This is a genomic window from Methylobacterium sp. DB0501 (genome assembly GCF_011043735.1).
Taxonomy (GTDB): Bacteria; Pseudomonadota; Alphaproteobacteria; order Rhizobiales; family Beijerinckiaceae; genus Methylobacterium; species Methylobacterium alsaeris.
On the sequence record NZ_JAAKGV010000007.1, the window covers coordinates 224,986 to 247,611 of the forward strand.

The 22,626-nt window shown below is 70.6% G+C and carries 21 protein-coding genes and 2 pseudogenes; 11 read left to right on the plus strand and 12 right to left on the minus strand.

Going from position 1 to position 22,626, the window contains the following annotated elements; translation table 11 throughout:
- Positions 1-16 precede the first annotated feature (16 nt).
- The 5 genes and pseudogenes from G4G93_RS12650 to G4G93_RS36750 form a co-directional block, all read left to right on the plus strand.
- Positions 17-1,255 carry a Zn-dependent hydrolase gene (locus G4G93_RS12650; protein WP_165084699.1) on the plus strand — a complete coding sequence of 413 codons (1,239 nt, stop codon included), beginning with the start codon at positions 17-19 and terminating at the stop codon, positions 1,253-1,255.
- 290 nt (positions 1,256-1,545) lie between these two features.
- Positions 1,546-1,830: pseudogene (locus G4G93_RS36415) on the plus strand (undecaprenyl diphosphate synthase family protein); the annotation flags it as partial.
- 651 nt (positions 1,831-2,481) lie between these two features.
- Positions 2,482-3,303 carry a glyoxalase III HchA gene (gene hchA, locus G4G93_RS12660; RefSeq protein ID WP_246736722.1) on the plus strand — a complete coding sequence of 274 codons (822 nt, stop codon included), beginning with the start codon at positions 2,482-2,484 and terminating at the stop codon, positions 3,301-3,303.
- Positions 3,304-3,415: 112 nt separating this feature from the next.
- The gene (locus G4G93_RS12665; RefSeq protein ID WP_206289719.1) at positions 3,416-4,120 is read left to right on the plus strand and encodes a PA1136 family autoinducer-binding transcriptional regulator; all 705 of its coding nucleotides are present in this window, start codon (positions 3,416-3,418) and stop codon (positions 4,118-4,120) included.
- A gap of 791 nt (positions 4,121-4,911) precedes the next feature.
- Positions 4,912-5,007 (plus strand): annotated as a pseudogene (locus G4G93_RS36750) (addiction module antidote protein, HigA family); the annotation flags it as partial.
- Between the two features lie 212 nt (positions 5,008-5,219).
- Here G4G93_RS36750 and G4G93_RS12675 read toward each other — a convergent pair.
- Positions 5,220-5,540, minus strand: a complete 321-nt coding sequence (locus G4G93_RS12675) for a BrnA antitoxin family protein (RefSeq protein ID WP_281409697.1) — start codon at positions 5,538-5,540, stop codon at positions 5,220-5,222.
- A complete protein-coding gene (locus tag G4G93_RS12680; RefSeq protein WP_165084705.1) occupies positions 5,527-5,802 on the minus strand; it encodes a BrnT family toxin in 276 nt (91 codons plus the stop codon). The genes G4G93_RS12675 and G4G93_RS12680 overlap by 14 nt, the downstream gene beginning before the upstream one ends.
- A 62-nt stretch (positions 5,803-5,864) precedes the next feature.
- Here G4G93_RS12680 and G4G93_RS12685 point away from each other — a divergent pair, with 62 nt between their 5' ends.
- Positions 5,865-6,071, plus strand: coding sequence for a hypothetical protein (locus G4G93_RS12685; protein ID WP_165084707.1), 207 nt, complete (start codon positions 5,865-5,867; stop codon positions 6,069-6,071).
- Between the two features lie 273 nt (positions 6,072-6,344).
- Here the strand turns inward: G4G93_RS12685 and ggt are convergent, their stop codons facing one another.
- Positions 6,345-8,081 carry a gamma-glutamyltransferase gene (gene ggt, locus G4G93_RS12690; RefSeq protein WP_165084709.1) on the minus strand — a complete coding sequence of 579 codons (1,737 nt, stop codon included), beginning with the start codon at positions 8,079-8,081 and terminating at the stop codon, positions 6,345-6,347.
- A gap of 209 nt (positions 8,082-8,290) precedes the next feature.
- On the opposite strand from ggt, the gene G4G93_RS12695 reads away from it, so the two are divergent.
- The 3 genes from G4G93_RS12695 (at position 8,291) to G4G93_RS12705 (ending at position 12,801) form a co-directional block, all read left to right on the plus strand.
- Positions 8,291-9,268 (plus strand): MBL fold metallo-hydrolase, encoded by a 978-nt coding sequence (locus G4G93_RS12695; RefSeq protein ID WP_165084711.1) that lies wholly within the window; start codon positions 8,291-8,293, stop codon positions 9,266-9,268.
- 244 nt (positions 9,269-9,512) lie between these two features.
- The gene (locus G4G93_RS12700; RefSeq protein WP_165084713.1) at positions 9,513-10,283 is read left to right on the plus strand and encodes an NAD kinase; all 771 of its coding nucleotides are present in this window, start codon (positions 9,513-9,515) and stop codon (positions 10,281-10,283) included.
- Positions 10,284-10,428: 145 nt separating this feature from the next.
- Positions 10,429-12,801 carry a PAS domain-containing hybrid sensor histidine kinase/response regulator gene (locus tag G4G93_RS12705; RefSeq protein ID WP_165084715.1) on the plus strand — a complete coding sequence of 791 codons (2,373 nt, stop codon included), beginning with the start codon at positions 10,429-10,431 and terminating at the stop codon, positions 12,799-12,801.
- Between the two features lie 3 nt (positions 12,802-12,804).
- Here G4G93_RS12705 and G4G93_RS12710 read toward each other — a convergent pair whose 3' ends face one another.
- The 3 genes from G4G93_RS12710 to G4G93_RS12720 form a co-directional block, all read right to left on the minus strand.
- Positions 12,805-13,050, minus strand: coding sequence for a hypothetical protein (locus G4G93_RS12710; RefSeq protein ID WP_048445919.1), 246 nt, complete (start codon positions 13,048-13,050; stop codon positions 12,805-12,807).
- A 150-nt stretch (positions 13,051-13,200) separates the two neighbouring features.
- A complete protein-coding gene (gene speG, locus G4G93_RS12715; protein WP_165084717.1) occupies positions 13,201-13,755 on the minus strand; it encodes a spermidine N1-acetyltransferase in 555 nt (184 codons plus the stop codon).
- A 34-nt stretch (positions 13,756-13,789) separates the two neighbouring features.
- The gene (locus G4G93_RS12720) at positions 13,790-14,104 is read right to left on the minus strand and encodes a hypothetical protein (RefSeq protein ID WP_165084719.1); all 315 of its coding nucleotides are present in this window, start codon (positions 14,102-14,104) and stop codon (positions 13,790-13,792) included.
- A gap of 222 nt (positions 14,105-14,326) precedes the next feature.
- On the opposite strand from G4G93_RS12720, the gene G4G93_RS12725 reads away from it, so the two are divergent.
- Positions 14,327-15,547: a murein L,D-transpeptidase family protein gene (locus tag G4G93_RS12725; RefSeq protein WP_246736723.1), complete on the plus strand. Its 1,221-nt coding sequence runs from the start codon at positions 14,327-14,329 to the stop codon at positions 15,545-15,547.
- 76 nt (positions 15,548-15,623) lie between these two features.
- On the opposite strand, the gene G4G93_RS12730 is transcribed toward G4G93_RS12725, so the two are convergent.
- Positions 15,624-16,892 carry an OprO/OprP family phosphate-selective porin gene (locus G4G93_RS12730; RefSeq protein ID WP_165084721.1) on the minus strand — a complete coding sequence of 423 codons (1,269 nt, stop codon included), beginning with the start codon at positions 16,890-16,892 and terminating at the stop codon, positions 15,624-15,626.
- A 174-nt stretch (positions 16,893-17,066) separates the two neighbouring features.
- Here G4G93_RS12730 and G4G93_RS12735 point away from each other — a divergent pair, with 174 nt between their 5' ends.
- Complete coding sequence (locus G4G93_RS12735; protein WP_165084723.1) at positions 17,067-18,104, plus strand: YncE family protein; 1,038 nt, start codon at positions 17,067-17,069, stop codon at positions 18,102-18,104.
- A gap of 55 nt (positions 18,105-18,159) precedes the next feature.
- Here the strand turns inward: G4G93_RS12735 and G4G93_RS12740 are convergent, their stop codons facing one another.
- From G4G93_RS12740 to G4G93_RS12760, 5 genes are all read right to left on the minus strand, one after another.
- The gene (locus tag G4G93_RS12740) at positions 18,160-19,323 is read right to left on the minus strand and encodes a hypothetical protein (RefSeq protein WP_165084725.1); all 1,164 of its coding nucleotides are present in this window, start codon (positions 19,321-19,323) and stop codon (positions 18,160-18,162) included.
- A gap of 138 nt (positions 19,324-19,461) precedes the next feature.
- A complete protein-coding gene (locus G4G93_RS12745) occupies positions 19,462-20,682 on the minus strand; it encodes a DUF3095 domain-containing protein (protein WP_165084727.1) in 1,221 nt (406 codons plus the stop codon).
- Positions 20,683-20,916: 234 nt separating this feature from the next.
- A complete protein-coding gene (locus G4G93_RS12750; RefSeq protein ID WP_236012505.1) occupies positions 20,917-21,174 on the minus strand; it encodes a DUF2312 domain-containing protein in 258 nt (85 codons plus the stop codon).
- 251 nt (positions 21,175-21,425) lie between these two features.
- Positions 21,426-21,731 (minus strand): DUF1244 domain-containing protein, encoded by a 306-nt coding sequence (locus tag G4G93_RS12755; protein WP_165084729.1) that lies wholly within the window; start codon positions 21,729-21,731, stop codon positions 21,426-21,428.
- Between the two features lie 55 nt (positions 21,732-21,786).
- Positions 21,787-22,548 (minus strand): N-formylglutamate amidohydrolase, encoded by a 762-nt coding sequence (locus tag G4G93_RS12760; RefSeq protein WP_165084731.1) that lies wholly within the window; start codon positions 22,546-22,548, stop codon positions 21,787-21,789.
- Positions 22,549-22,626 lie beyond the last annotated feature (78 nt).

Below are 22,626 nucleotides of genomic sequence, written 5' to 3' on the forward strand. Positions count from 1 at the left end.
CGCGAGGCCTCGAGCGATGACCACCAACCTCTCCGTGAACAGCTCCCGGCTCTGGGACACCCTGATGGTGTCGGCCGGCATCGGCACCGGGCCCCGGGGGGGCCTGCGGCGCCTGACCCTGACCGAGCCCGACCGGGTGATGCGCGACCAGCTCAAGGCCTGGGCGGAGGAAGGCGGCTATCCCCTCACCGTCGACGGGCTCGGCAACATGGTGCTGCGGCGGGTGGGCACCGAGCCCGACCTGCCGCCGGTGGTGATCGGCAGCCACCTCGACACGCAATGGGCCGGCGGGCGCTTCGACGGCATCCTGGGCGTTCTCGCGGGGCTGGAGGTCCTGCGCACCCTCGACGATCTCGGGGTCGGTACGCGCCGCAGCATCGAGGTGGTGAACTGGACCAACGAGGAGGGCGCGCGGTTCTCGCCGCCGATGCTCTGCTCGCTGGCCTGGTCCGGCCAGGCGACGCCGGACTGGGTCGAGAACCGGCGCGACCGCGACGGCATCCGCTTCGGCGACGCCCTCGACGGCATCGGCTATCGCGGCCCCGAGCCGGTCGGCGGCCGCGCCATCGACGCTTATTTCGAGCTTCACATCGAGCAGGGCCCGGCCCTCGACAAGGCCGGCGTGCCGGTCGGCATCGTCACCGGCGGCTATCCGAGCTGCGGCATGCGCATCGCCGTCGAGGGCGCCACCGCCCATACCGGCCCGACCCCGATGAGCGAGCGCCACAACGCCCTCGTCGGCGCCGCCATGGTGGCGGTGGCGGTCAACGACATCGGCTGGGCGCACGCCGACACCGACGCCAAGGCCACCGCCGCCCGCCTCGACCTGGTGCCGAACCTCCCCGGCACGCTCTCGGAATATGCCGAATTGTTCATCGACATGCGGGCACCGAAGCTCGAGACCCTGGAGACCATGAAGGCGAGCTTGCGCGCCGCCCTGCCCGATTGCGCCGCCCGCTCGCTCACCGAGATCAGGATCGCCGAGGAATGGGGCTTCGGAATCTTCTCCTTCGATGACGGGCTGATCGGCACCCTGCGCGAGACGGCGGCGCGCCTCGGCATCCCGACCATGGATCTGCGGTCCCAGGCCGGCCACGACGCCTACCACGTCGCCCGTGTCGCGCCGGCCTGCATGATCTTCACCCCCTGCCGGGACGGGATCACCCACAACGAGGCCGAGGACATCGCCCTCGAACCGACCCTGCCGGGCGTGAACCTGCTGCTTCACGCCGCCCTCGCCCGGGCCAACCGGTAGACATCCGGGCGGCGTGAGCGCCGCCCGGATTCCGCTTGCGCGACTTTGCGCACCAGGGGGCTTTGCATCGGAAAGTTGATGCGGGTTCCCGATGCGCGACCTCGACAGGGTGGATCTCGACAAGGTGTTGGCCGACATCGTGGCGATCCGCAGCCAGGTCGCCGCCGGAACCGCGTTCCAGGGCTACGGCCCCACCGCGCTCGCCCTCACCGGCGCCCTGGCGCTCGCCACCGCCGGCCCGCAGGCCGGCCTCGCCGATGCGATGATCCTCAACGCCGTCGAGGCCTTTCGCCCTCGACGACCCGGCGCGCGACGCGATCCTCTCCGCCGCCCGCGCGGCGGATCCCGCCATCACCCGCGAGGCGTTCGACCGCCTCGTCACCGGCGACGGGGCCCCGCCGGTCGACCTGGTGATCCGCACCGGCGGCGAGCAGCGCCTCTCCGACTTCCTGCTCTGGGAAAGCGCCTATGCCGAGCTGCACTTCACTCCCTGCCCCTGGCCGGATTTCGGCGAGGCGGAGCTGACGGCGGCGATGACGGCCTTCCGCGGCCGGCAGCACCGGTTCGGCGGGCTCCGGCCGCGGCGTGAGGTCCCGCTCGACGAGCGGCGGGTGCGGACGGGCCGAGCGTGGCGGCGTTCTGTGGTGCGCCGCGGGATGCCGAGGAGGCGATGCGGCCGGGGCGGCGGATGGGCAGGGTTGAGAATCGGGTGTCGCGGGAGCCTCGGTTCCCCGCAACGCTCGTACGTCTCGCCGGTCGGCTCGCATAACTCGGCGTGTGGAACAGGGAAAGTCGGATCCGGCTCGAAGGGCCGTGACCGATCCTCAGCGGCGGCTATCATTCATCGAGCGCACTGGCCACGGTCCATTAGGGCGGGCCTCAATGGAACGCTCGACCACGCAACAGCGCCGCGCTATCCGTTCGGATGTCGTGCGCTGGGTGAGGCGTCCGTTGGGCTGAACCGGCCCTTGTAGACCGCCGCCTCAGCGTGCTGCCTAGATGTCCGCTGCGGTATGCCCTAACGGATTTTGAGCGTCGTTTCGGGCTGCTCCCGACCCAAATCGAACCATCAATCGTGGATGGTGCAATCGCCGGAGTGGCGTGAAAGCGGACACGAGAGTCAGGAACTCCACCACTTTCCTGTCTCCCTGGTTGGGGGATTTCCCTCATTCCTGCCGCGCCATTCCGCGCGTAGGTTGGTGCTTCATCCAACGAAGAAGGAGCACATGGCCAGCAGCGACAATCTGAGCAAGCAGCCCACTCCGGACGTGGCAGAAGACAACGCGTTCTTCCCGTCTGCGTACTCGCTCGGCGAATTCACCTCGGCCAAATCCGACCTCGACGGAGCGAGCTATCCGAACGCCTACACGGGTGGACGTTACAAAATCCTGATGATCGCGACGGATGAGCGCTACCTGCTCATGCAGAACGGCACCTTCTTCCCTACTGGCAACCACCCGGTGGAGATGTTGTTGCCGATGTACCATCTCGACAAGGCGGGGTTCACCTTCGATATTGCCACGATCTCCGGCGAGCCTGCCAAGCTCGAACTCTGGGCCTACCCCAAGGACGACGCGGCTGTGGCAAGCATCTACGAGAAGTACAAGCCGCAACTGAAAAGCCCGCTCAAGCTCGCCGACGTGGTGGCGGACGCCCTCGGACCAGACAGCGCCTACGTCGCCGTCTTCATACCCGGCGGTCACGGCGCGCTCAATGGCGTGCCGTTCAGCACCGACGTAAAGAAGGTGCTCGACTGGGCATTGCGGGCGGACAAGCACATCATCTCACTGTGTCACGGCCCGGCTGCTCTGCTATCGGCCAAGATTGGCGAGGAAGAGAACCCGTTCAAGGGCTACAAAATCTGCTCGTTCCCCGACGCCATCGATGCCAAGACCCCAGAGATGGGCTACATGCCGGGGGCTATGCCGTGGTTCATCGGCGAACGCCTGCGCGCAGATGGCTTGGAGATCGTCAACAATGACATCCAGGGTACTGTCCACCAGGACCGCAAGCTCATCACGGGCGACAGCCCGTTCGCCTCCAAATAATCTCGGCAAGGCGGCCGCCGAAGCGCTGCTGGCCGAGTATGGGGCGAAGTAGCCCCACGCGCCCGATGGCGGGGGGACGCTCCCGCCCTCATACACGGAGCTGATGTTAGCGATGACTGAGCCTTGGGATGCGCTCAGCCTCATTGAGGCGGGTCGTGATCTCGCCGCGATCCAGCAGGCGGTCCGCGATCTCGCTCAGCCGCTCGGCTACGACCGGATCGTGGTGTTCTCGATCACGGCGTGGCAGGACGAGTTGGTGGAGCGCATCTACTGGGTCGAGGGCGACTGGTTCGAGACGGGGGAGGCGGTCGATGCCATCACCTACGTCCGCCGCTGCCCGGTCACGCGGCACGTCCTCGACACCGATCAGCCGTTCTTCTGGACCAAGACCCACACCGAACAGGGCGCGAGCTACCGCATTGTCAGCGTCCCTCAGGGCTTGGGCATCCACGGGCTCCAGGTTCCTGTGTTCGGGCACGCGGGTCTCGAAGGCGCGGTCAGCTTCGGCGGCGAGCGGATCGACGCGACGGCTCGGACCCGGCAGACCCTTGCACTTCTGGGTACGGTGGCGTTCCAGGCCGCCCGTCGCTTGGTTGAGAACTATGCGCCGACCCGTGCGCAGAAACTCTCAGCACGCGAGCGGGAAATCCTGCGGTGGGTGGGGGCTGGGCGTCGCACGGCCGACATCGCGAGTACGCTTGGTCTTTCGGAGCGAACGATCGAGAACCACCTGCGGCGCATCCGACAACGACTGCGGGTGACGACGACCGCGCAGGCCATCCAGACGGCGATCCGTTCCGGTGACATCGCGCCGTAGGACATTGCGACCAGCACCGTCCGCTTCGGGCGACTTGGCGGACGTTCGCTGCGGGGCCGCCGAACTTCGGCTTACCATCCATAGCGGACCGCAGCGCGTCTCCTAGGTCCGTTCGTTATTCCGGCCGTCCATAGGGGCATACCCTTGCGGACACGGCCGGTTGCGCATAGCTCGTTCAGGATGCCATGGCCCCCGGCTTGGCGCGTGGGATGCATACGCCGCGGCATGTGTCACATCGTAGTTAACACTCCTCCTCCACCGCCCCATGTCGAAGGTCCATGCCACCCGTCTTCAGATCATGATGCACGAAGCTTTTACGGTGTTATGCGGGGACTTAAACTTAGGTCGACGGAATTATTTACTATCTTAGGAAGCTTAATATCATGGATCCGCGTGGATTAATCAAAAATTAGCGACGAGGCTTGTCAACATCACTAGAGAAGACCTCGCCAATTACTGGCAGAACAATGGCCCCTCGGGCATAAGACCCGACTGGATCTGCAAGGCGAAGCGCATCCTTGGCCTAATCCATCAGGCATAGGACCCGCACGACATGATGATCGCGGCTACGGCTTCCACGCGCTCAAGGGCGACCGGGCCGGAACCTGCGCGGTCACGGTCTCGCGCAACTGGCGCATCACCTTCCGGTTTCGCGACGGCCACGTGTCCGACGTCGACCTGGAAGACTATCATGGCTCTTGAGAGACACCCTGACTGGGCTCCGACCCACCTGGGCGAGAATCCTGCGCGAGGACGTGCTTCCGTCCCTGGGTCGACCCAAGGCCGAGATCGTGCGCCTCCTCGGCATCTCGCGCGAAACCCTCTACCGCATCCTCGACGAGGAGCGGCCGATCACGCCCGCCACGGCGGTCAAGCTCGGCAAGCTGTGCGGCGACGGCATCTGGGTCCGGATGCAGGCCGACTATGACCTCTGGGCGGCCGAACGGACGGTCGCCGTGTCGGGGATACCGACGCTCGAGGTGCCCCGAGGCGGCAGAGGACCGCGGTGCGGTTCCAGCGATGAATGGCGCAGGGGCCCGATCGCGATCCGAGGGCCTGGCGCTTCAAGGGCAAGACGCCAAAAATTCTTGATGTTTTGCTATCTGGACGTCAGCCGACGCGCGGCCTCTGCCAGCGCCTCGTTCATCCGCGTCTGCCATCCCGGGCCGGTCGTCTTGAACGCGGCCAGCACCTCGGGTGCGACGCGCAGCGAGATCGGGACGCGCTTCACCTCCGCCTTCGGGCGTCCGCCGCGGCTCTTGAGGGCGGCGGCCAGATCCGGGGGCAAGTCACCTGGGCCGAGTTGCATCTGTGAAAGCTCCTCGGGGGTCAGGGGCGGATTATCGCATGCTTCATCCCAATCTTCTTGAGTATAATTCGGGTTCGGGACGTAACCCGGGGCGTGCTCAGAGTTCGTCATAGACGGCCCTTTCCTCGTGATTGGCCCGGCGGATGCTGACGAGGCTTGTCGCCTCCGAGCCAAGCGGGGCGACGATCACCACGACGACCGTGACGCCGTACCAAGTGCCGACCAGCTTGCGCCGGACCCGGTCGGTGCGGCTGGGCTTGATGGGCAGGATGGCGTAGCGGTCGAAGTCGAAGGCCTCCTCGAACTCGGCGAAATCGAAGCTGTGCTTCGCGAGGTTCGCCTGCCGCTTGGGCTCGTCGTAGGTGAACGACATGTTTTGGTATATGCAACAACAGCGGACCAACATCGCGACGCCGATGAATGAGGAGTCCCGCCATGGCCGCGCAGGTCATCCCCGCCCCGGGTGAGGACGAGGCGGAGGAGGATCGCGGGACCGCGCGCATCATCATCGCCGCGCGCATGGCCGCGGTCGCAGCCGCCACCGCTGGGCACGGGATCCCGTATTGGTTTCCCGGCCGGCTTGTCCGCAAACGCCTGCGTCGGGCGTCTCGCGACGGTTCAGGTTGGGCATGCCTCCAGTAAACCGCCCCCAAAGCGATTCAGGAATTTCGAACCAACCATCCAAACTGAACCGGGAGCATGTAAACTACCAAGTGAACCGGTGCGGCTGGGCGTTCCAGTGAGGCCTGCCCTACCGGACCGATCCATGCCGACGCGCACCCGGTCCTTATCGACGGCATTCCGGACTGGAACGCACGCCCGATCGACAGCCAAGGACCCATCCGGACGGATCGCGCGCCCTCGCGAACGTTCCCGAACGCCGCGGGAGCACCCAGCCCCCGCGACGCCCGCCCCTCAATACCCCAGCGCACTCCCGGTATTCCGCCGCGGATCGTTCGCGCCATAATACCGAAAAGCCGCCACCGGCTGCCCGCCCAGCGTCGGCGCGCCGATCAGGATCGCCGCGAGATGGTTCGCCGGCTGGGCCGTGCCGAACTTGTGGCCCATGCCCTCCAGGATCCTGCGGGTGTCCGGCGACAGGGCGAAGCGCTCGACATTGGTCACGTCCGGCATCCACTGGTTGTGGAGGCGCGGCGCGTCGGCGGCTTCCTGGACGTTCATCCCGTAATCGATCACGTTGAGGATGCTGTGCAGCACCACCGTGATGATCCGGCTGCCGCCGGGCGTCCCCGTCACGAAGACCGGCTTGCCGTCCTTGGTGACGATGGTCGGGCTCATTGAGCTCAACGGGGTCTTGCCGGGGGCGACGGCGTTGGCCTCGCCCTGGAGCAGGCCGTAGATGTTCGGCACGCCGACCTTGGCGGTGAAGTCGTCCATCTCGTTGTTGAGCAGCACGCCCGTCCCCTCCGGGACGATCCGCGCGCCGAACCAGTCGTTGAGGGTGTAGGTCACCGAGACGGCGTTGCCGTCGGAATCGACGATCGAGTAATGGGTGGTGTTGCTGCCCTCGTGCGGCGGCACCCCGGGCTTCAGCTCGGCCGAGACCCCCGCCTTCTGCGGGTCGATGGCCGCCCGGATCTTCGCCGCGTAAGACTTGTCGGTCAGCCGGTCGACCGGGTTCTTCACGAAGTCCGGGTCGCCGAGATAGCTGTTGCGGTCGAGATAGCTGTGCCGCATCGCCTCGATCTCGTAATGGACGGCCTGCGCCGAGCCCCAGCCGAGCTTGGCGAGGTCGTAGCCTTCGAGGATGTTCAGCATCTCGCAGATCACCACCCCGCCGGAGCTGGGCGGCGGGGCCGAGATCACCCGGTAGCCGCGATAGTCGCACTCGATCGGCGGCAGCTCGCGGGTGGCGTAGCGGTCGAGGTCGGCCTGGACGATGAGGCCGCCCTGCGTCCGGCTCGCCGCCGTCAGGGCTTCGGCGACCGGGCCCTTGTAGAACCCGTCCTTGCCCTGCTGGCTGATCGCCCGCAGCGTCCCGGCGAGGTCCTTCTGGACGAGTCGCTCGCCGACGGCGTAAGGGCGGCCCTGGTTCAGGAAGATCCTGGCCGAGGCCGGGTCCTTGCCGAAATCCTCGGTGCCGGTCCCGAGCATGTCGACGTCGCCCTGGTCGAGGGCGAAGCCCTCCTCGGCAAGGCGGATCGCCGGTGCCATCAGGTCGGCGCGGGGCCGCGTGCCGTACTTCTCCCGCGCGTATTCGAGGCCGGCCACCGTGCCGGGCACGCCGACCGCCAGGAAGCTCTTCGTGCTCAGGCCTTTGACGACGTTGCCGGCCTTGTCGAGGAACATGTCGCGGGTGGCGGCGAGCGGCGCCTTCTCGCGGAAATCCAGGAAGGTCCGGCTGCCGTCGGCGCGCTGGATCGTCATGAAGCCGCCGCCGCCGAGATTGCCGGCGGCCGGATAGACCACCGCCAGGGCGTAGCCGACCGCGACCGCCGCATCGATGGCGTTGCCGCCCTGCTTGAGCACGTCGACGCCGACCTGGGTCGCGTAGTGCTGCGCCGTGACGACCATGCCGTGCTCGGCGGCGACCGGCGCCCGCGAGGCCGCGACCGCGGCGTCCCGCGGGACCGCGACGACGAGGAAGGTGGTCAGAAGGAAGATGCCGGCCGAGGCGATCCTGTGGCGCATGAAAGTCCTGCCCTTCGGTGATTCGCCGCCACGGTACACGATGGTCGCGCGCCGCTGTATCGCGCCGACGCTTGTCCCGGCGCGGCGTCGCTGCCCGGCGGGGCGTTTCGGCGGATCGAGGATCACGATCGTGAGCGGGCACCGGCCCGGGCATCCCCTTCCGCCCCGCGCGCTCTAGCTGCGCAGGGCAGACGCACAGGGAGGCCCCGATGTCGATGACCCGCCGCACCCTCATGGCCGGAGGCGTCCTCGCGGGCCCCGTCCTCGCGAGCGCCCCGGGCCTCGCCGGCGGCGGCGCCGCGCTCGCTGCGCCCGCCGCCGGGCTGCCGGGAGTCTACCGCTACGCCGTCGGCGAGGCCTCGGTCACCGCCCTGCACGAGGGCGGGGTGATGCGCCCCCTCGATGCGAGCTTCGTGCGCAACGCCCCGCTGCCCGAGGTGCAGGCGGCGCTCGAACAGGCCTTCCTGCCGACCAAGACCTTCCCGACCACCTTCACCCCGCTCCTCCTCACCCTCGGGGGCAAGCGGGTCCTGGTCGATGCGGGTTTTGCCGACCAGGGCCCGCCCGGCACCGGCGGTGCGCTCCGTGGGCTGGCCCTCGCCGGAATCGATCCGGGCGCGGTCGACGCGGTGGTGATCAGTCACTTCCACCCCGACCACATCCTCGGCCTCAAGCGCAAGGACGGCACGCCGACCTTCCCGAACGCGCAGGTCCTGGTGCCGGAGGCCGAATGGCGCTTCTGGATGGATGACGGTCGGATGGCGAACCCTCCGGACGCCCTGAAGACCAATCTCGGCATCGTGCAGAAGACGTTCGGTGGCGGCCTGAAGGTCGAGCGCTATCCTTGGGACAAGGAGGTGCTGCCCGGCCTCACGGCGCTCGGCACGCCCGGCCACACCCCGGGCCACACCTCGTTCCGGCTCGAATCCGGCGGGCGCCGGCTCCTGATCGCCTCCGACATCACCAACCACCCGGCGCTGTTCGTGCGCCATCCCGACTGGTCGGCGATCTTCGACATGGATGCCGATCAGGCCCGCGCCACCCGCCACAGGATGCTGGCGCTGATGGCCGACGGGCGGGCACCGGTGGCGTTCTACCACGCCCCCTTCCCGGCCGCCGGGCACATCGCCAGGGCCGGCGCAGGCTACGAGTTCGTGCCGCTGCAATGGGGGGTGGAGCTCGCCTGAGACCGCCCGGCTCTGCGGTCCGCGCCCAGGCCCGGGCCGCTCCCATCCCGCCCCGCGGCGAGCCGGGCCGGGGTCGCCGCCCCGGCGTCGCGGAAGGTGGTGTAGACGAGACGCGGACGCTCCATGCTATGCCTCCTCCGACGCGGCCGGCGGCGGCCCGGCGGCGTTCCGTTCCCCGGATCGTCGCGGGGCGGCCGCGGGGACCGGTGCGGCAGGATCTCATTCTCGGCAGTCGGGACACCACATGGCGCGGCGCTTCAAACAGATCGCCTTCATCGCGAGCCCGACGCCCGATGCCCGCGAGGCGGCCGAGCTCCTGATGCAGCGCTACGACCACGTGCCGCCCGAGGAGGCCGACGTGGTGGTGGGCTTGGGGGGCGACGGGCTGATGCTGCAGGCGCTGCACCGCTTCATGGGCACGGCCAAGCCGATCTACGGCATGAACCGCGGCACCGTCGGCTTCCTGATGAACGAGTTCCACCTCGACGACCTGATCGAGCGGCTGGAGGTGGCGCAACGCAGCGTGGTCCACCCGCTCCTGATGGTCGCGACCGACGTGCTCGGCCTCACCTACACGGCGCGGGCGGTCAACGAGGTCTACATGCTGCGCCAGACCCACCAGACCGCCAAGCTGAAGATCTCGATCGACGGCCAGGTGCGCCTGCCCGAGCTGATCGCCGACGGGGTGCTGGCGGCGACCCCCGTGGGCTCCACCGCCTACAACCTCTCGGTCGGCGGGCCGATCCTGCCCATCTCCTCCCAGCTCATCGCGCTCACCCCGATCTCGGCCTTCCGGCCGCGGCGCCAGGGCAGCGTGCTCCTGCCCAGCCATGCCCGCATCCGCATCGAGGTGAAGGACCCGGAATACCGCCCCGTCGCGGCGGTGGCCGACCACACCGAGTTCCGCCGCGTCGCCCGGGTCGAGACCCAGCTCGATCGCTCCACCGACCTCGTGATGCTGCACGATCCCGGCCAGGGCATGGACGAGCGCATCCTGCGCGAGCAGTTCGGGTAGCGTCCCGACCTTGGGGCACCGGCGCCCACTGGAAGCCGGCCTACGCCCCCATAGATCCGTCGCCGGGCTCGCTGTCAGGGCCCCGCCACGGAGCCGCCCGGATGCCCGACCGCCTGCCCCCGTCCCCGTCCCAGGCTCGCATCCGATGAGCGAGTCCGTCCTGCGGGAGGACGATTACCGCAACCTCGCCGAGTCGCTGCCCCAGCTCGCCTGGATCGCTGAGGCCGACGGCACCATCGTCTGGTACAATCAGCGCTGGTACGACTACACCGGCACCACCTTCGACGCGATGCGGGACTGGGGCTGGCGCGCCGTCCACCACCCTGACCATCTCGAGCGGGTCGAGGCGCGCTTCCGCCGCGCCTTCGCCACCGGCGAACCGTGGGAGGACACCTTCCCGCTCAAGGGAGCCGACGGGGTCTATCGCTGGTTCTTGTCCCGGGCCCGCCCGTTCCGCGATGCCTCCGGGCGGATCGTGCGCTGGTACGGCACCAACACCGACATCACCCGCCGGCGCGCCGCCGAGGAGCGCCTGCGCCACGCCCAGGACCGGTTCCGCGCCCTCGTCGACAGCGCCGCGGCGATCATCTGGTCGACGGATGCCGCGGGCGAGCTGACGATCGGGCAGTGGCGCTGGACCGCCTATACCGGCCAGAGCGACGAGGAGGCGCAAGGGTGGGGCTGGGTCGAGGCCGTGCACCCGGACGACCAGGCCAAGGCCGCCGATGCCTGGTCCCGCGCCGTCGAGACGCGCTCCCCCTTCGAGATCGAGTACCGCCTGCGCCGGCGCGACGGCGCCTGGCGCTACATGGAGGTGCGCGCCGCCCCCGTCACGGCCGAGGACGGCAGCGTGCGCGAATGGGTCGGCATGCATGTCGACATCACCGACCGCAAGGAGGCCGAGGCCGAGATCGAGCGCGCCCGCCACGCCGCCGAGGCGGCCAATCGCGCGAAAAGCCAGTTCATCGCCAACATGAGCCACGAGCTGCGCACGCCGCTCTCGGCGGTGATCGGCTACTCGGAGATGCTGGCCGAGGAGCTGGAGGACCTGGGCCAGGCCGAATTGCTGCCGGACCTGCGCAAGATCGAATCCTCGGCGCGCCACCTGCTCGGCCTCATCAACGACGTCCTCGACATCTCGAAGATCGAGGCCGGCCGCATGACCGTGGCGGCGGAAGATTTTTCCGTGCACGACATGCTCGGCGACGTGGTGGCGGCGACCGAGTCGCTGGTGGGCAAGAAGCGCAACCGCCTCGTCCTCGACATCCCCGGCGATGTCGGCGCGATGCGCCAGGACCAGGGCAAGGTGCGCCAGGGCCTGGTCAACCTCCTCGGCAACGCGGCGAAGTTCACGGAAGCCGGCACCATCACCCTCTCGGCCCGGCGCGAGGCGGTCGACGGTGCCGACTGGCTGACCTTCGCGGTCACCGATACCGGCATCGGGCTCACCCAGGAGCAGATCGGCCGGCTGTTCGAGCGCTTCGCCCAGGCCGACGAATCGACCACCCGGCAGTTCGGCGGCACCGGGCTCGGCCTCGCCATCACCCGCGCGTTCTGCCGCCGCATGGGCGGCGAGATCGCCGTCACCTCGACCTACGGCGAGGGAGCGACGTTCACGATCCGCCTGCCGGCCGTGCTGACGGCGAAGGACGACGAGCCGACCCCGGAGGAGATGCGGGCGCTCGCCGAGGCGAAGGCGGAAGCCGCGCGCCACGACGTCGTGCTCCTCATCGACGACGACCCGGCGGCCCGGGAGCTCCTCTCCCGTTTCCTCGAACGCGAGGGTTTCCGGGTCCGCACCGCCAGCGACGGCCGGGCCGGGCTGGCGCTCGCCCGGGCGCTCAAGCCCCGGGCGATCCTCCTCGACATCGAGATGCCCCGGATGGACGGCTGGTCGGTGCTGCACGCCATCCGCAGCGACACGGATCTGGCCGCCACCCCGGTGATCATGACCTCGGTGGTCAACGAGCAGGGCCTCGGCCGGGCGCTCGGGGCCACAGACTACCTCGTCAAGCCGATCGACTGGGACCACCTCAAGGGCCTGATGGAGCGCTACCGCCCGGTCGATTCCCCCGGCACGGTGCTGCTGGTCGACGACGATGCCGACGCCCGCGAGCGCCTGCGCCGCAGCCTCGCCCGCGACGGCTGGACCGTGCAGGAGGCCGAGAACGGCGCCGTCGGCCTCGAGCGCCTCGACGCGGGCCGCCCGTCCCTGATCCTCCTCGACCTGATGATGCCGGTGATGGACGGCTTCGACTTCCTCACCCGCCTGCGGGCGCGACCCGACGGCGCCGACGTGCCGGTGGTGGTGCTCACCGCCAAGGACATCACCCCGGCCGAGAAGGAGCGGCTGGGCCGCGACACCGAGCGGGTGATCGTCAAGGGCAGCGTGTCCCTCAACGAGATCGGGCGGCTGTTGCGGACGATGTATGCCGAGCGGGCGCCCGAGGCGGTGCCGGCTTCGTTGCAGGGGCTGATCGACGAGCTGACGGCACGGACGGGGCCGGAGGGAGGCTGAGGCTCAGCCCCGACCCCGCCCCGGCCCGGTCCCCTCGTCCCACACGCTCCAGCGAAACACCTCGGTGCCGGCCCCGTCCACGATGCGCACCGCCTCGGCGGCCGGCCCCGAGCGCTGGGGCACCCGGGCGCGGCGGAACAGGCGAAGCGCCCGCTCGCGGGCCGCGTCGAGGCCCGCGGTGCGGATCGAGGCGCGCTGGACCGGCGCGTCCTCGGGGCCGATGATCTCGATGTGGTAGGTTTCGCGCAGCAAGGCTCTGGGGGCTCCGGTCGGCTCCCTCAATAGGGGAGCCGGGCCGGTGGGCGCCAGGGGCCGCATGCTGCATTCTGTGAGCGTGCCCCGGCCGGCGCGGGGCTCCAGCGCATGCACGCCGCCGCCCCGTCGGGCGGCCCGCGGGCGTCAGGTCGTCAGCACCGGCTCGTTGACGTCGCCGCCGCCGCGCTGGGCGAGATAGGCCGGCTGGAACATGCACATCCGCACCGCGTCGCGGTACTTGCCGTTGACGAAGAACTCGTCGCGCAGGGTGCCCTCGGTCTCGAAGCCGCAGGCCTCGTAGATGCCGATGGCCCGCCGGTTGTCCTTGTCGACGTGCAGGTAGAGCTTGTGGATGTTGAGCACCTTGAAGGCGTAGTCCATCGCGATCTGGGTCGAGCGCTTGGCGTAGCCGCGGCCCTGGAAGGACGGGTGGATCGCGATCTGGAACTCGCAGGAGCGGTGAAGGTGGTTGATCTCCACGAGCTCGACCAGCCCGGCCCGCTCGTTCTCCGGCGTGGCGATGATGAAGCGGCGCTCGGTCTGGTTGTGGATGTTGCGCTCGTAGAGCTGCGCCAGCTCGGCGAAGGATTCGTAGGCCTCCTCGAACCAGTAGCGCATGATGCTGTCGTTGTTGTTGAGCTGGTGCACGAAGAGCAGGTCCTCGCGTTCCAGCGGTCGCAGCTTGATGGTCGGAGCCATGGTCGTCCGGTCGTGCCCGCGGAAGGCCCGGATCCTACTCCTCCGGCACCGTCCCGTCACCCGCCGACAGGGCGGCGACGGCTTCCGCGAGGCGGTCCCAGCCCTCGGCGAGGCGCGTGACCTCGACGGTGAGCCGCTCCAGTGCCGCCGCGGCCTCGGCGCCCTCCGGCGTCGCCCGCACCTCGGCGGAGAGGGGTGTGTCGCGCAGGGCCGTCAGCCGGTTGCGCAGCTGGCCCCGCAGGGCGGCCAGCCGCCGGCGCCCGGCCTCCCCGGGCAGCGGCCCGTCCGCGGCGTCCGCCGGGGCGTCCTCGTCCACCAGCCGCAGCCAGCGGGATCCGGTCTCGGGCATCGCAGCCTCCGTCTTCCGGTGAGCCGCCGATGCTGCGCGCCAGGCACGAACAAGTCGTTAACGAAACCTTGAGAATGCCGCCCGCGGGAAGACGAGGCCGGGCGGGTGCGGAAAATTCATTCGCCGTCAGCAATCTTGACAGGTTTTCCGGGCAGGATCGGGCGCGAAAACCGCCACATTGCGGTGGCAGGCGTGGTTCGGGCGAGGATGGAGCGGCGGGGAATGGGCGTGCGGGGAAGGACGATCCTGTGCCTGGCGGCCCTGCTCGCGGCAGCGCCGGCGATCGCCGCCCCCAAGCATCTCGCTCCGGTGCCGCCCGCCACGGTCGCCCTGATGGCGGCGCGCAATATGGCGCCCTCGGCGCCGGTGCTGCTGCGGGCCTACAAGCAGGAAGCCGAGATCGAGGTGTGGAAGCGGGCCGCGGATGGTCGCTTCGTCCACCTCAAGACCTTCCCGATCTGCCGCTGGTCGGGCCAGCTCGGCCCCAAGACCCGGGCCGGCGACCGCCAGGCGCCGGAGGGCTTCTACTCCGTGGCGGCGCGGCAGCTGAACCCGAACTCGGCCTATTACCTCTCCTTCGACGTCGGCTATCCCAACGCCTACGACCGGGCCCATGGCGGCACCGGCTCGGCCCTGATGGTGCACGGCACCTGCTCCTCGGCCGGCTGCTTCGCCATGACCGACCGGCAGGTCGGCGAGATCTACGCCCTGGTGCGCGACGCGCTCGCCGGCGGCCAGGCGGCGTTCCAGTTCCAGGCCTTCCCGTTCCGGATGACCGCCCGCGCCCTGGCGCGCCACCGCACCGACCGGCACATCGCCTTCTGGCGCCAGCTCAAGGAGGGCTCGGACCGGTTCGAGGCGACGGGCCGCGAGCCGCTGGTCGGCGTCGAGGGCGGGCGCTACGTCTTCTCGCCCTATCCCGACCCGGCGGTCGAGGCCCTGGCGGCGGCGCGGCGCACGGAGGAGGAGGCCCGCATCCAGGCCCTCGTCGAGGGCGGGGTGGAGGCGGTGCGCACCACCTACGCCGATGGCGGCCAGCATCCGAGCTTCACCGCCTTGATCAAGCGTGCCTCGGCCTTCGCCTCCATGGCCGGCCCGGCCGCCGTCACCACCGCGACCGCCTACGCCGCCGACGGGATCGCGACGGCGAGCCTCGCCCCGGCCTTCATCGTGCCGGCCGGCCTCGGCGACGTCAGCCGGCCCGAGGCCCTGGCGCTCGCCGGGCGCGAGGTGGTGGTGGTCCCGGCCCGCCGCCGCCCGGCCCCGCCGATCCACCCGATCCAGGTCGCGGCTTCCTTCGTGCCGCTGCCGGTGATCGAGACCGAGCCGTCGCCGTTCTCGCGCCTGCCCCTGGCCGAGGAGCCGTCCCGCCTCACCCTCGCGGCGTCGGCGGAGCCGGCGCGGCCGCGGTTCCTGACAGCGAAATTCGCGGCGTTGCCGTAGGGCGGCGGCCGGAAAGGTCTGCTCGATCCGCGGAGCGTTCGATTGGCGTCGATCGGCTCGCGCAATCGGCGCCTGTTCACCAATACAACTGCGCCCGCCCGATGAACGCATCCGCGTCGATCGTCCGGCGGTTGAAGTTCAGGCTCGCCGGCGAGGGCGAGGTGTGGGAGCGGACGTAGTCGAACACGAAGCGGATGTTGCGGTCCGGGTACCAGTTGATGCCGGCGGTGAAGTCCTGCTCGATGCCGCCGCGGATGGTGCGGTCCTGAAGATCGATGGCGCTGTAGCGCAGGCCCAGCTCGAACACCCCGGTGCCGCCGCGGCTCACGCGCTGCGCCTCCTCGACCTGCACGCCGCCGAACACCGCGTATTCGGTGGCGTAGTTGGGGGCGATCACGTAGCGCCGGCCCTTGCCGTTGAGGAGCAGGCCGGCCTGGATGTAGCCGCCCTGGAAGCTCAGGGACGGCGCGCCGCCGAAGCGGCCGATCTCGGTCAGGATGTACTCGGCCTGGAGCCGGAACGGCCCGGTCTGCCAGGCCGCCTCGAGCCCGACGCGGCCGATGCTCGCCGCGTCGCGGATGCTGCCGGTATTCACGAATTGCCGCGCGAACAGGAACGCCTCGGAGCGGCTCGACAGGGTGAGCGCGCTGCCGTCGTTCGGCAGCGAGCGGTAGCTGCCGGCGAGCCCAACATGCAGGACGTCGTACCCGTCCTTGCTGAGATACGGCGCGTAGGTGACGCGGGTGGTCGAGGCGACGCCCTGCGTGCCGATGCCGGCATTGTTGATGTTGCCGCCGAACACGCTCGTCACGGCGGTCCATCTCTCGCCGTGGGTGCCGACGGCGAAGCCGAAATTGCGCGCCGGCGCGAAGGCGTCGGCGAGCGAGCGCTCGGTGAACAGGGTGTTGTTGTCGGAGATCAGCTGGTTGAGGCTGAACGGCTCCTTCATGTTGCCGAGCGCCACGATAACGTCCTTGAAGCCCTTGTAGGCCACGACCGCGTCGTTGATCGGCCGGTTCGGCTCGGCGAAATCGTACTGGAAGGCGAGTTCGAGCTCCTTGCCGAGGGTCAGATAGCTCTCGATCCAGGAGCGGCGCACGGCGATCGGCGTGTCGAACACCGTGCCGAAGCCGCGCTGCTGCACCCGCCCGGTGCCGAAATCGAGCTGCAGGCGCCCGCCGATCCGCAGGGTCGCGGCATCGTCGGGGAATTTCAGGGTGATGCCCTTCTCGTCGATGCGCAATGTCTCGCCGAACGGGCCGGGCATTCCCTCGACCGCGGCGGCCGGCAGGCCGGCGGAGGCGACGAGGAGGACGGCGAGCGGCCAGGAACGGAAATTCGGCATGACCGGGATCCACGCGACGGGTGCCGCAACGCTGCCCCCTATTGCATGACGGCGATGCGACCTTCAGTGGGTCCGGCGGCGATCGCCGGCCGATGTGGCCTCTGTGCCACGCCCGATTGCGGGCAACCGCCGGGTCGGGCCCGGGTTGTGTCCGGGACCCATCGAGGAACCTCCATGCCGCCTGCCATCGACCGCCGCGCCTGCCTGTCCGGCCTCGCCGCCCTCGCCCTCGCGCCGGTGACCGGCCCTGCCCGGGCGCAAGGCCGTGAGCAGGGCAATGCCGGCCGCTCCGACACCCTCCTGGTGATGGAGAAGGGCGACCGCTCCTTGAGCTTCTACGAGCTCGCCAGCGGACGGCGCACCGGACGGGTCGATCTGCCGGGGGAGTACCCGCACGAATTCGTCGTCGACCGGGCCGGCGCGCGCGCCTATGTCGGCCTCTACGGCGCCAAGTCCTCGACCACTCCGGGCCCCGGGGGCGATGCTGTCTACGTCGTCGATCTGCCTGCGAGGAGCCTGTCGCATACCATCGCCTGTGCGCCGTTCCGGCGCCTGCACGGGATCCGGCTCGATGCCAGGGACCGGCTCTTCGTGCTGAGCGAGGACCGCGACGTGCTCCTCGGCTTCGACGCGCCGGGGCAGGCCGAGCGGCCGGACCGGGCGGTGGCGACCGGCGGCATCAAGGGCCACCTGTTCTCGCTGTCGCGGGACGGCGAGACGGCCTACATCGCCAACATCCTGTCGAACACCGTGAGCCGGGTCCGGCCCTTCGCTCCGGCGGAAGGACCGCGCGTGGCCGCGACCGGGCTGTGGCCGGAGGGCAATGCGCTCTCCCCCGACGAGGCGACCCTCTACGTCGCCAACCGCCGCAGCGCAACGCTGACCGCACTCGCCGCCGAGGCGATGACGGTCACCCGGACGCTGCCGACCCGGGGGGACGTGGTGCGGGTCGATTGCGGGCCGGAGGGCGACCTGATCCTGGCGAACTACGCCGAGAAGAGCCTGTCGCTCCTCGATCCGGCCCTGAAGGAGGTGGCGGTGGTCGCGCTCGACGGGGCGCCGGTGGCGCTCGCGCGCCATCCGTCGAGCCCACTCGCCTTCGCGGCCCTGGAGAACGACCGGATCGCGATCGTCGACCTCGAGGGGCGGCGCGTCCAGGGCACGCTGGCCACCGGGCGCGAGCCCGACGTGATGGTGGTGCTGCCCGGCTGACCGGGCTTCCGGCCGGGCCCCTTGCGGGCCCGGCACGGACGCTCGGCGGGCGGCCTTACGCTGCCCGCATCGGCCGCTTCGGCGGCTCGAACACCGTGGCGTAGTGGGTGCGGCACCAGCGCTTGCCGGTGAGCACGCGGCAGCCGCAGACGCGCTTGGTCTCGATCGCGGTGCCGTCGCCGTCGGCCCAGAGCGGGAAGGTGCAGTCGAGGAGGCCGGCCTTGAGGAACAGCACGCCCTCGCCGCCATCGGCCGCCGCCGCCGGCACCCGGCGCGACATCGGCAGCGCGACGATGCTGCCCGCCTCGGCCCCCTCGACCGCCGGCTCCGCCTGGGCGAAGGGAGCGAGCGGACGGGCGGGCGCCTCGACGGGACGGGGCATCGCGGCTTGAGCCGGGATCGACTGGGCCGAGATGGGCTGGGCTGAGATGGGCTGGGCTTGGACCCGCGGAGCCATGGGCTGGGGCGCGCCCGGCGGCTTCACCGCGGGGGCCGCCTTCGCGACGGGAGCGGCGGGCTTGCGGACGGGAGCCGGCGCCTTGTTGGCCGCGAGGAAGGCCCGGGTCGCCTCTTCGAGGGCACGGGCGCTCATCACCGGCGCTTCCGCGCGGGGCTCGACCCGGGGGGCCGGCTTCTCGGCCTGCGGGGCCGCGGCGCGGGGCTGCGGCGCGGACGCCGGGGCGGCGGGCTTCACAGGCGCGGGCTTCACGGCGGATTTCGCGGGCGCGGGCTTGGCCGCTTCGGCCTTGGCGACCGGAGCCGCCTCGGCCGACAGCCGGGACGGCAGCACCTTGGGGGACGCGGGCTTGTCGGCCGCGGTCTCGGCGGTGAGGATCCGGGACGGCAGGATCCGGGGCGCCGGCGCCTTCTCGGGCTCGGCCTGCGCCGCAGGCCTGGCGGCCGCCGGCTTGGCGGGGATGCCCTGGGCCGGAGCGACCTTGGCGGGGATGACCTTCGCGACCGTCTCCGCCGGGGCGAGGGGCCTCGTCACGGGAGCCACCGGCTTGATCACCGAAGCGGCAGGCTTGGAAGCAGCAGGCTCGGCGACCTTGGCCGCCGCGGCGGCCTGCTGACGCGCCAGGGCGGCCTGTGCCACCCGGCCGATCACGTCGGCGACCGTCGTGCCGACCACGCCGGCGATCTCCGCCGGGTCACGTCCCTCGATCCACAGCGCGACCGCCTTCTCGGTCGCCTCCGCCGTCCACACCGCGTCGTTCATTTCCAAAGGGGCTCTGTTCCAGTTCGAATCGGAAAGGCGGGATATACGGCGAGTCTCCTCACCAAGTCCCTTCTCTTGACGCAGGGGTGGGCTGCGACCGATCGCCTGCCCCGCGCCGGCCGCAGCCATGGTCCTGCCTCAAATCGGCGTGCCCGCCGATTCGTTGCGTCCCGTCGAGGCCGGTGCGACGGACCCGCCCCGGACTTTCGCCTTCATCGCCTGCGCCGCCCGGGCATAGCCCCCGTCCTCGCCGTCGACGAAATGGACGTGGTCGCGCTGGGCCGCGACCGGGGTGATGCAGGTGGTGAGCGCCGCCGCCTGGCGGTGGAGGCCGAACCGCACCAGGCCCGCCGCCTCGGCCGCGTCCAGCCGCGCCTCGATCCGCGCCGCGAGGTCGGGTCCGCAATCGACGGTCATGCGCAGGCCGTCGTCGTATTTCCGGAAATCGGCGTTCGCCACCAGCTCGTCGAGGTAGCGCGGCGCCGAGAAGTCCCCGAGCCGCAGCCCCAGGCGGAAGATCGCGGTGGCCAGCAGCGTCGCGCCGAGGACGTAGAGGCGCCGCAGCGCGAGGGAGCCCCGCAGGGGGCCGCGGGCCCGCACCTCGTGGGCGAACCCGGCCGGCGGCCAGCGCAGGGGCGGCGCGCCGGGCGGCAGGGGATGGCCCTTGGACGGCGCCTCGGCGGCGAGCCGTACCACGTCGGCGATCGCGTTCCGTGCCGCCGCCCGATCGGCGCCGTCGGCCGCGACCACCAGAATCGACAGGATCAGGCCGTTCCGCGCCCGCGCCGGCTCGAACCGGCAGGTCAGCCCGGTCAGGTCCGGCTGGGCGCCGGACGGCGCCGCCGCGACGGCGTGGAGCCCCTGCTTCAGGGCGCGCTCCGCGAAGGCGAGGCCGCCGCCCATGAACATGGCGTAGGCGATGTCCGGCGAGGGCGCGTAGCGCGCCACCTCCACCGTATGGCCGGCGGCGCGGATCCCGGCGACCGGCACCAGGGCGGCCCGAAGGGTCAGCCCCATCGCGTCCCGGGCCCAGGTCACCGTGGCGGCGAGGGCCGCCCTCGCCGCCTCCGCCCCGTCGGGCGCGACCAGCACGCTCGCCCCGTCGCCGCCGAACACGAAGGGCAGGTCGCGCCGCCCGAGCGCGTTGCGCAGGGCCGCGATCACCGCAGCCCCGACGAAGTTCACCGCCCGGTAGCGCCCCGCCGCGATGGCGCCGGTCGAATCGACCACGTCGGTGACCGCCACCCACCAGCCGTCCGGCACCGGGCGGTACTGCGCGTCGTCGAGGACGCTGAGGAAGTCGGTCGCCGGGGGCAGGTCGGCGTAGCGGAAGCCGTCGGCGGGCTTCGGGGGCGTCATCGTCTCCATCCGTTCCAAACGTCCAGGGCCGTGGCGCCGGTTCCTCGCACGGGCGGGCGTTCGGGGTTAGCCGACGAAAGCCGGGCGCACCGTCCTCCTCGCGGTCGATGACGCCGTACGAGCACGGAAAGGCGCGCGTTCCCCCTCCCCCCGGATCCCGGGCGAGCCCGGGATCCGGGGGGAAAGGAGAAGACCCGCATCTCATCCGATGAACGTGTTGGAGAGGGGCGTGGCCTACGCCATGCCCAGCGCCTGCATGTACAGCTCCAGGATCGCCTCTTCCTCCTGGCGCTCCGAATGGTCCTTCTTGCGCAGGCGCAGGATCGTGCGGACCGCCTTGACGTCGAAGCCGCGGCCCTTGAGCTCCAGCATCACGTCCTTGATGTCGCCCTGGAGGCCGGCCTTCTCCTCCTCCAGGCGCTCGATGCGCTCGATGAACTGCTTGAGCTCCTCGGCGGCGACGCCCGACGAGGCGACGTCGGCGTCCGGCATGCTGTGCGCGTTCATTCACGGTCTCCTGGCCGATGGGTCTGTCCTGCCGCCGCGGGCGGACGCGGCCATCAGGCACCCCAACCCACTGACGGATGGCGGCCTTCGCGGCTCGCCCTCCCGGATCTTGATAGATGCGCAACCTTACCGAGTTCTTGCGCCTCCCGGCCCGATCCCGTCAGCGCTTCGCGGTCCACCGTCGCGCGGGCGGACCGTTCAGTGCTTCTCCGCCTGCCATCGCGCGGGCGGACGCTTCAATGCTTCTCCGCCCGCGCCGCGAAGGCCGCCGCCTGCTCGGGGGTCGCCTCGTTCTGGTGGCGGGCCTTCCACTCGTCGTAGGGCATGCCGTAGACGTGCTCGCGGCTCTGGTCCTTGGTGAGGGCTAAGCCGCGGGCATCCGCCGCGTCCTTGAGCCAGTTCGACAGGCAGTTGCGGCAGAACCCGGCGAGGTTCATCAGGTCGATGTTCTGCACGTCGGTGCGCCCCTGCAGGTGCGACACCAGCCGGCGGAAGACCGCGGCCTCGAGCTCGGTGCGGGTGGTTTCGTCGATGCCGTCCATCGGGATCTCCTTCGAACAATCGTGAGGCGAGAGGTCGGAGCCGTCGCCCGCCCGGTCAAGCGCGGGCGACCAACGGCCCCAGCAGCGCGGCGAAGCGTGCCGCCCAGTCCTCGGCCCCGGCCTCGTCGCCGATCAGGTCCTGGCGGATCTCGATCAGGGCGTTCGGCAGGCCGCGCGCCATGGCGTGGCGGTCGATCGTGTCGCCCGGCAGGCCGCCGCCATAGGGCTGGTTGTCGCCGACCGTGAACCCGGCCGGATCGGCCCGGAGTCCTGCGATCAGCGGTCCGGCGATGCGGTCGTCCCGGTCCCACAGGATGCCGACATGCCAGGGCCGCGCCACCCCGCGCCAGGCCGGGGTGAAGCTGTGCACGGTCACGATGGCCGGCGGCGCGCCGGCGGCAAGAGCGGCCGCCACCGCGGCGTCGATCGCCCGGTCGTAGGGGTCGTAGAAACGCGCCAGCCGTTCGGCGACGCCCTCGGATCCGATCTTCGCGTTGCCCGGCACGATCGCCCCGTCCGAGAGGCGCATCACCAGGGTCGGGTCGGTGCGGCCGCGATTGGGATCGATGATCAGCCGCGAGAAGGTGGTGAGAAGCGCCGGCGCCCCGAGCCGGCGGGCGAGCGAGCGCGTCACCGCCGCCGCCCCGATGTCGTAGGCGATGTGCCGCTCGAAGTGGGGCGCGGCGACGCCGAGGTTGTCCAGGTCCGGCGGCACCGCGTTCGAGGCGTGGTCACACAGCAGGAGCAGGCCGCAGGCCGGATCGCCGGAAATCGTCTCGACGGGATGGGGCGGATGGGGAGAGGTCGCGGCTGTCATCGGGGGCTGCTTCGGGGGGCTGCTCGGGTGTCGGTCCGCCCCTCATACCCAAATGGCGGGGCCGCCTCCATCGCCTCC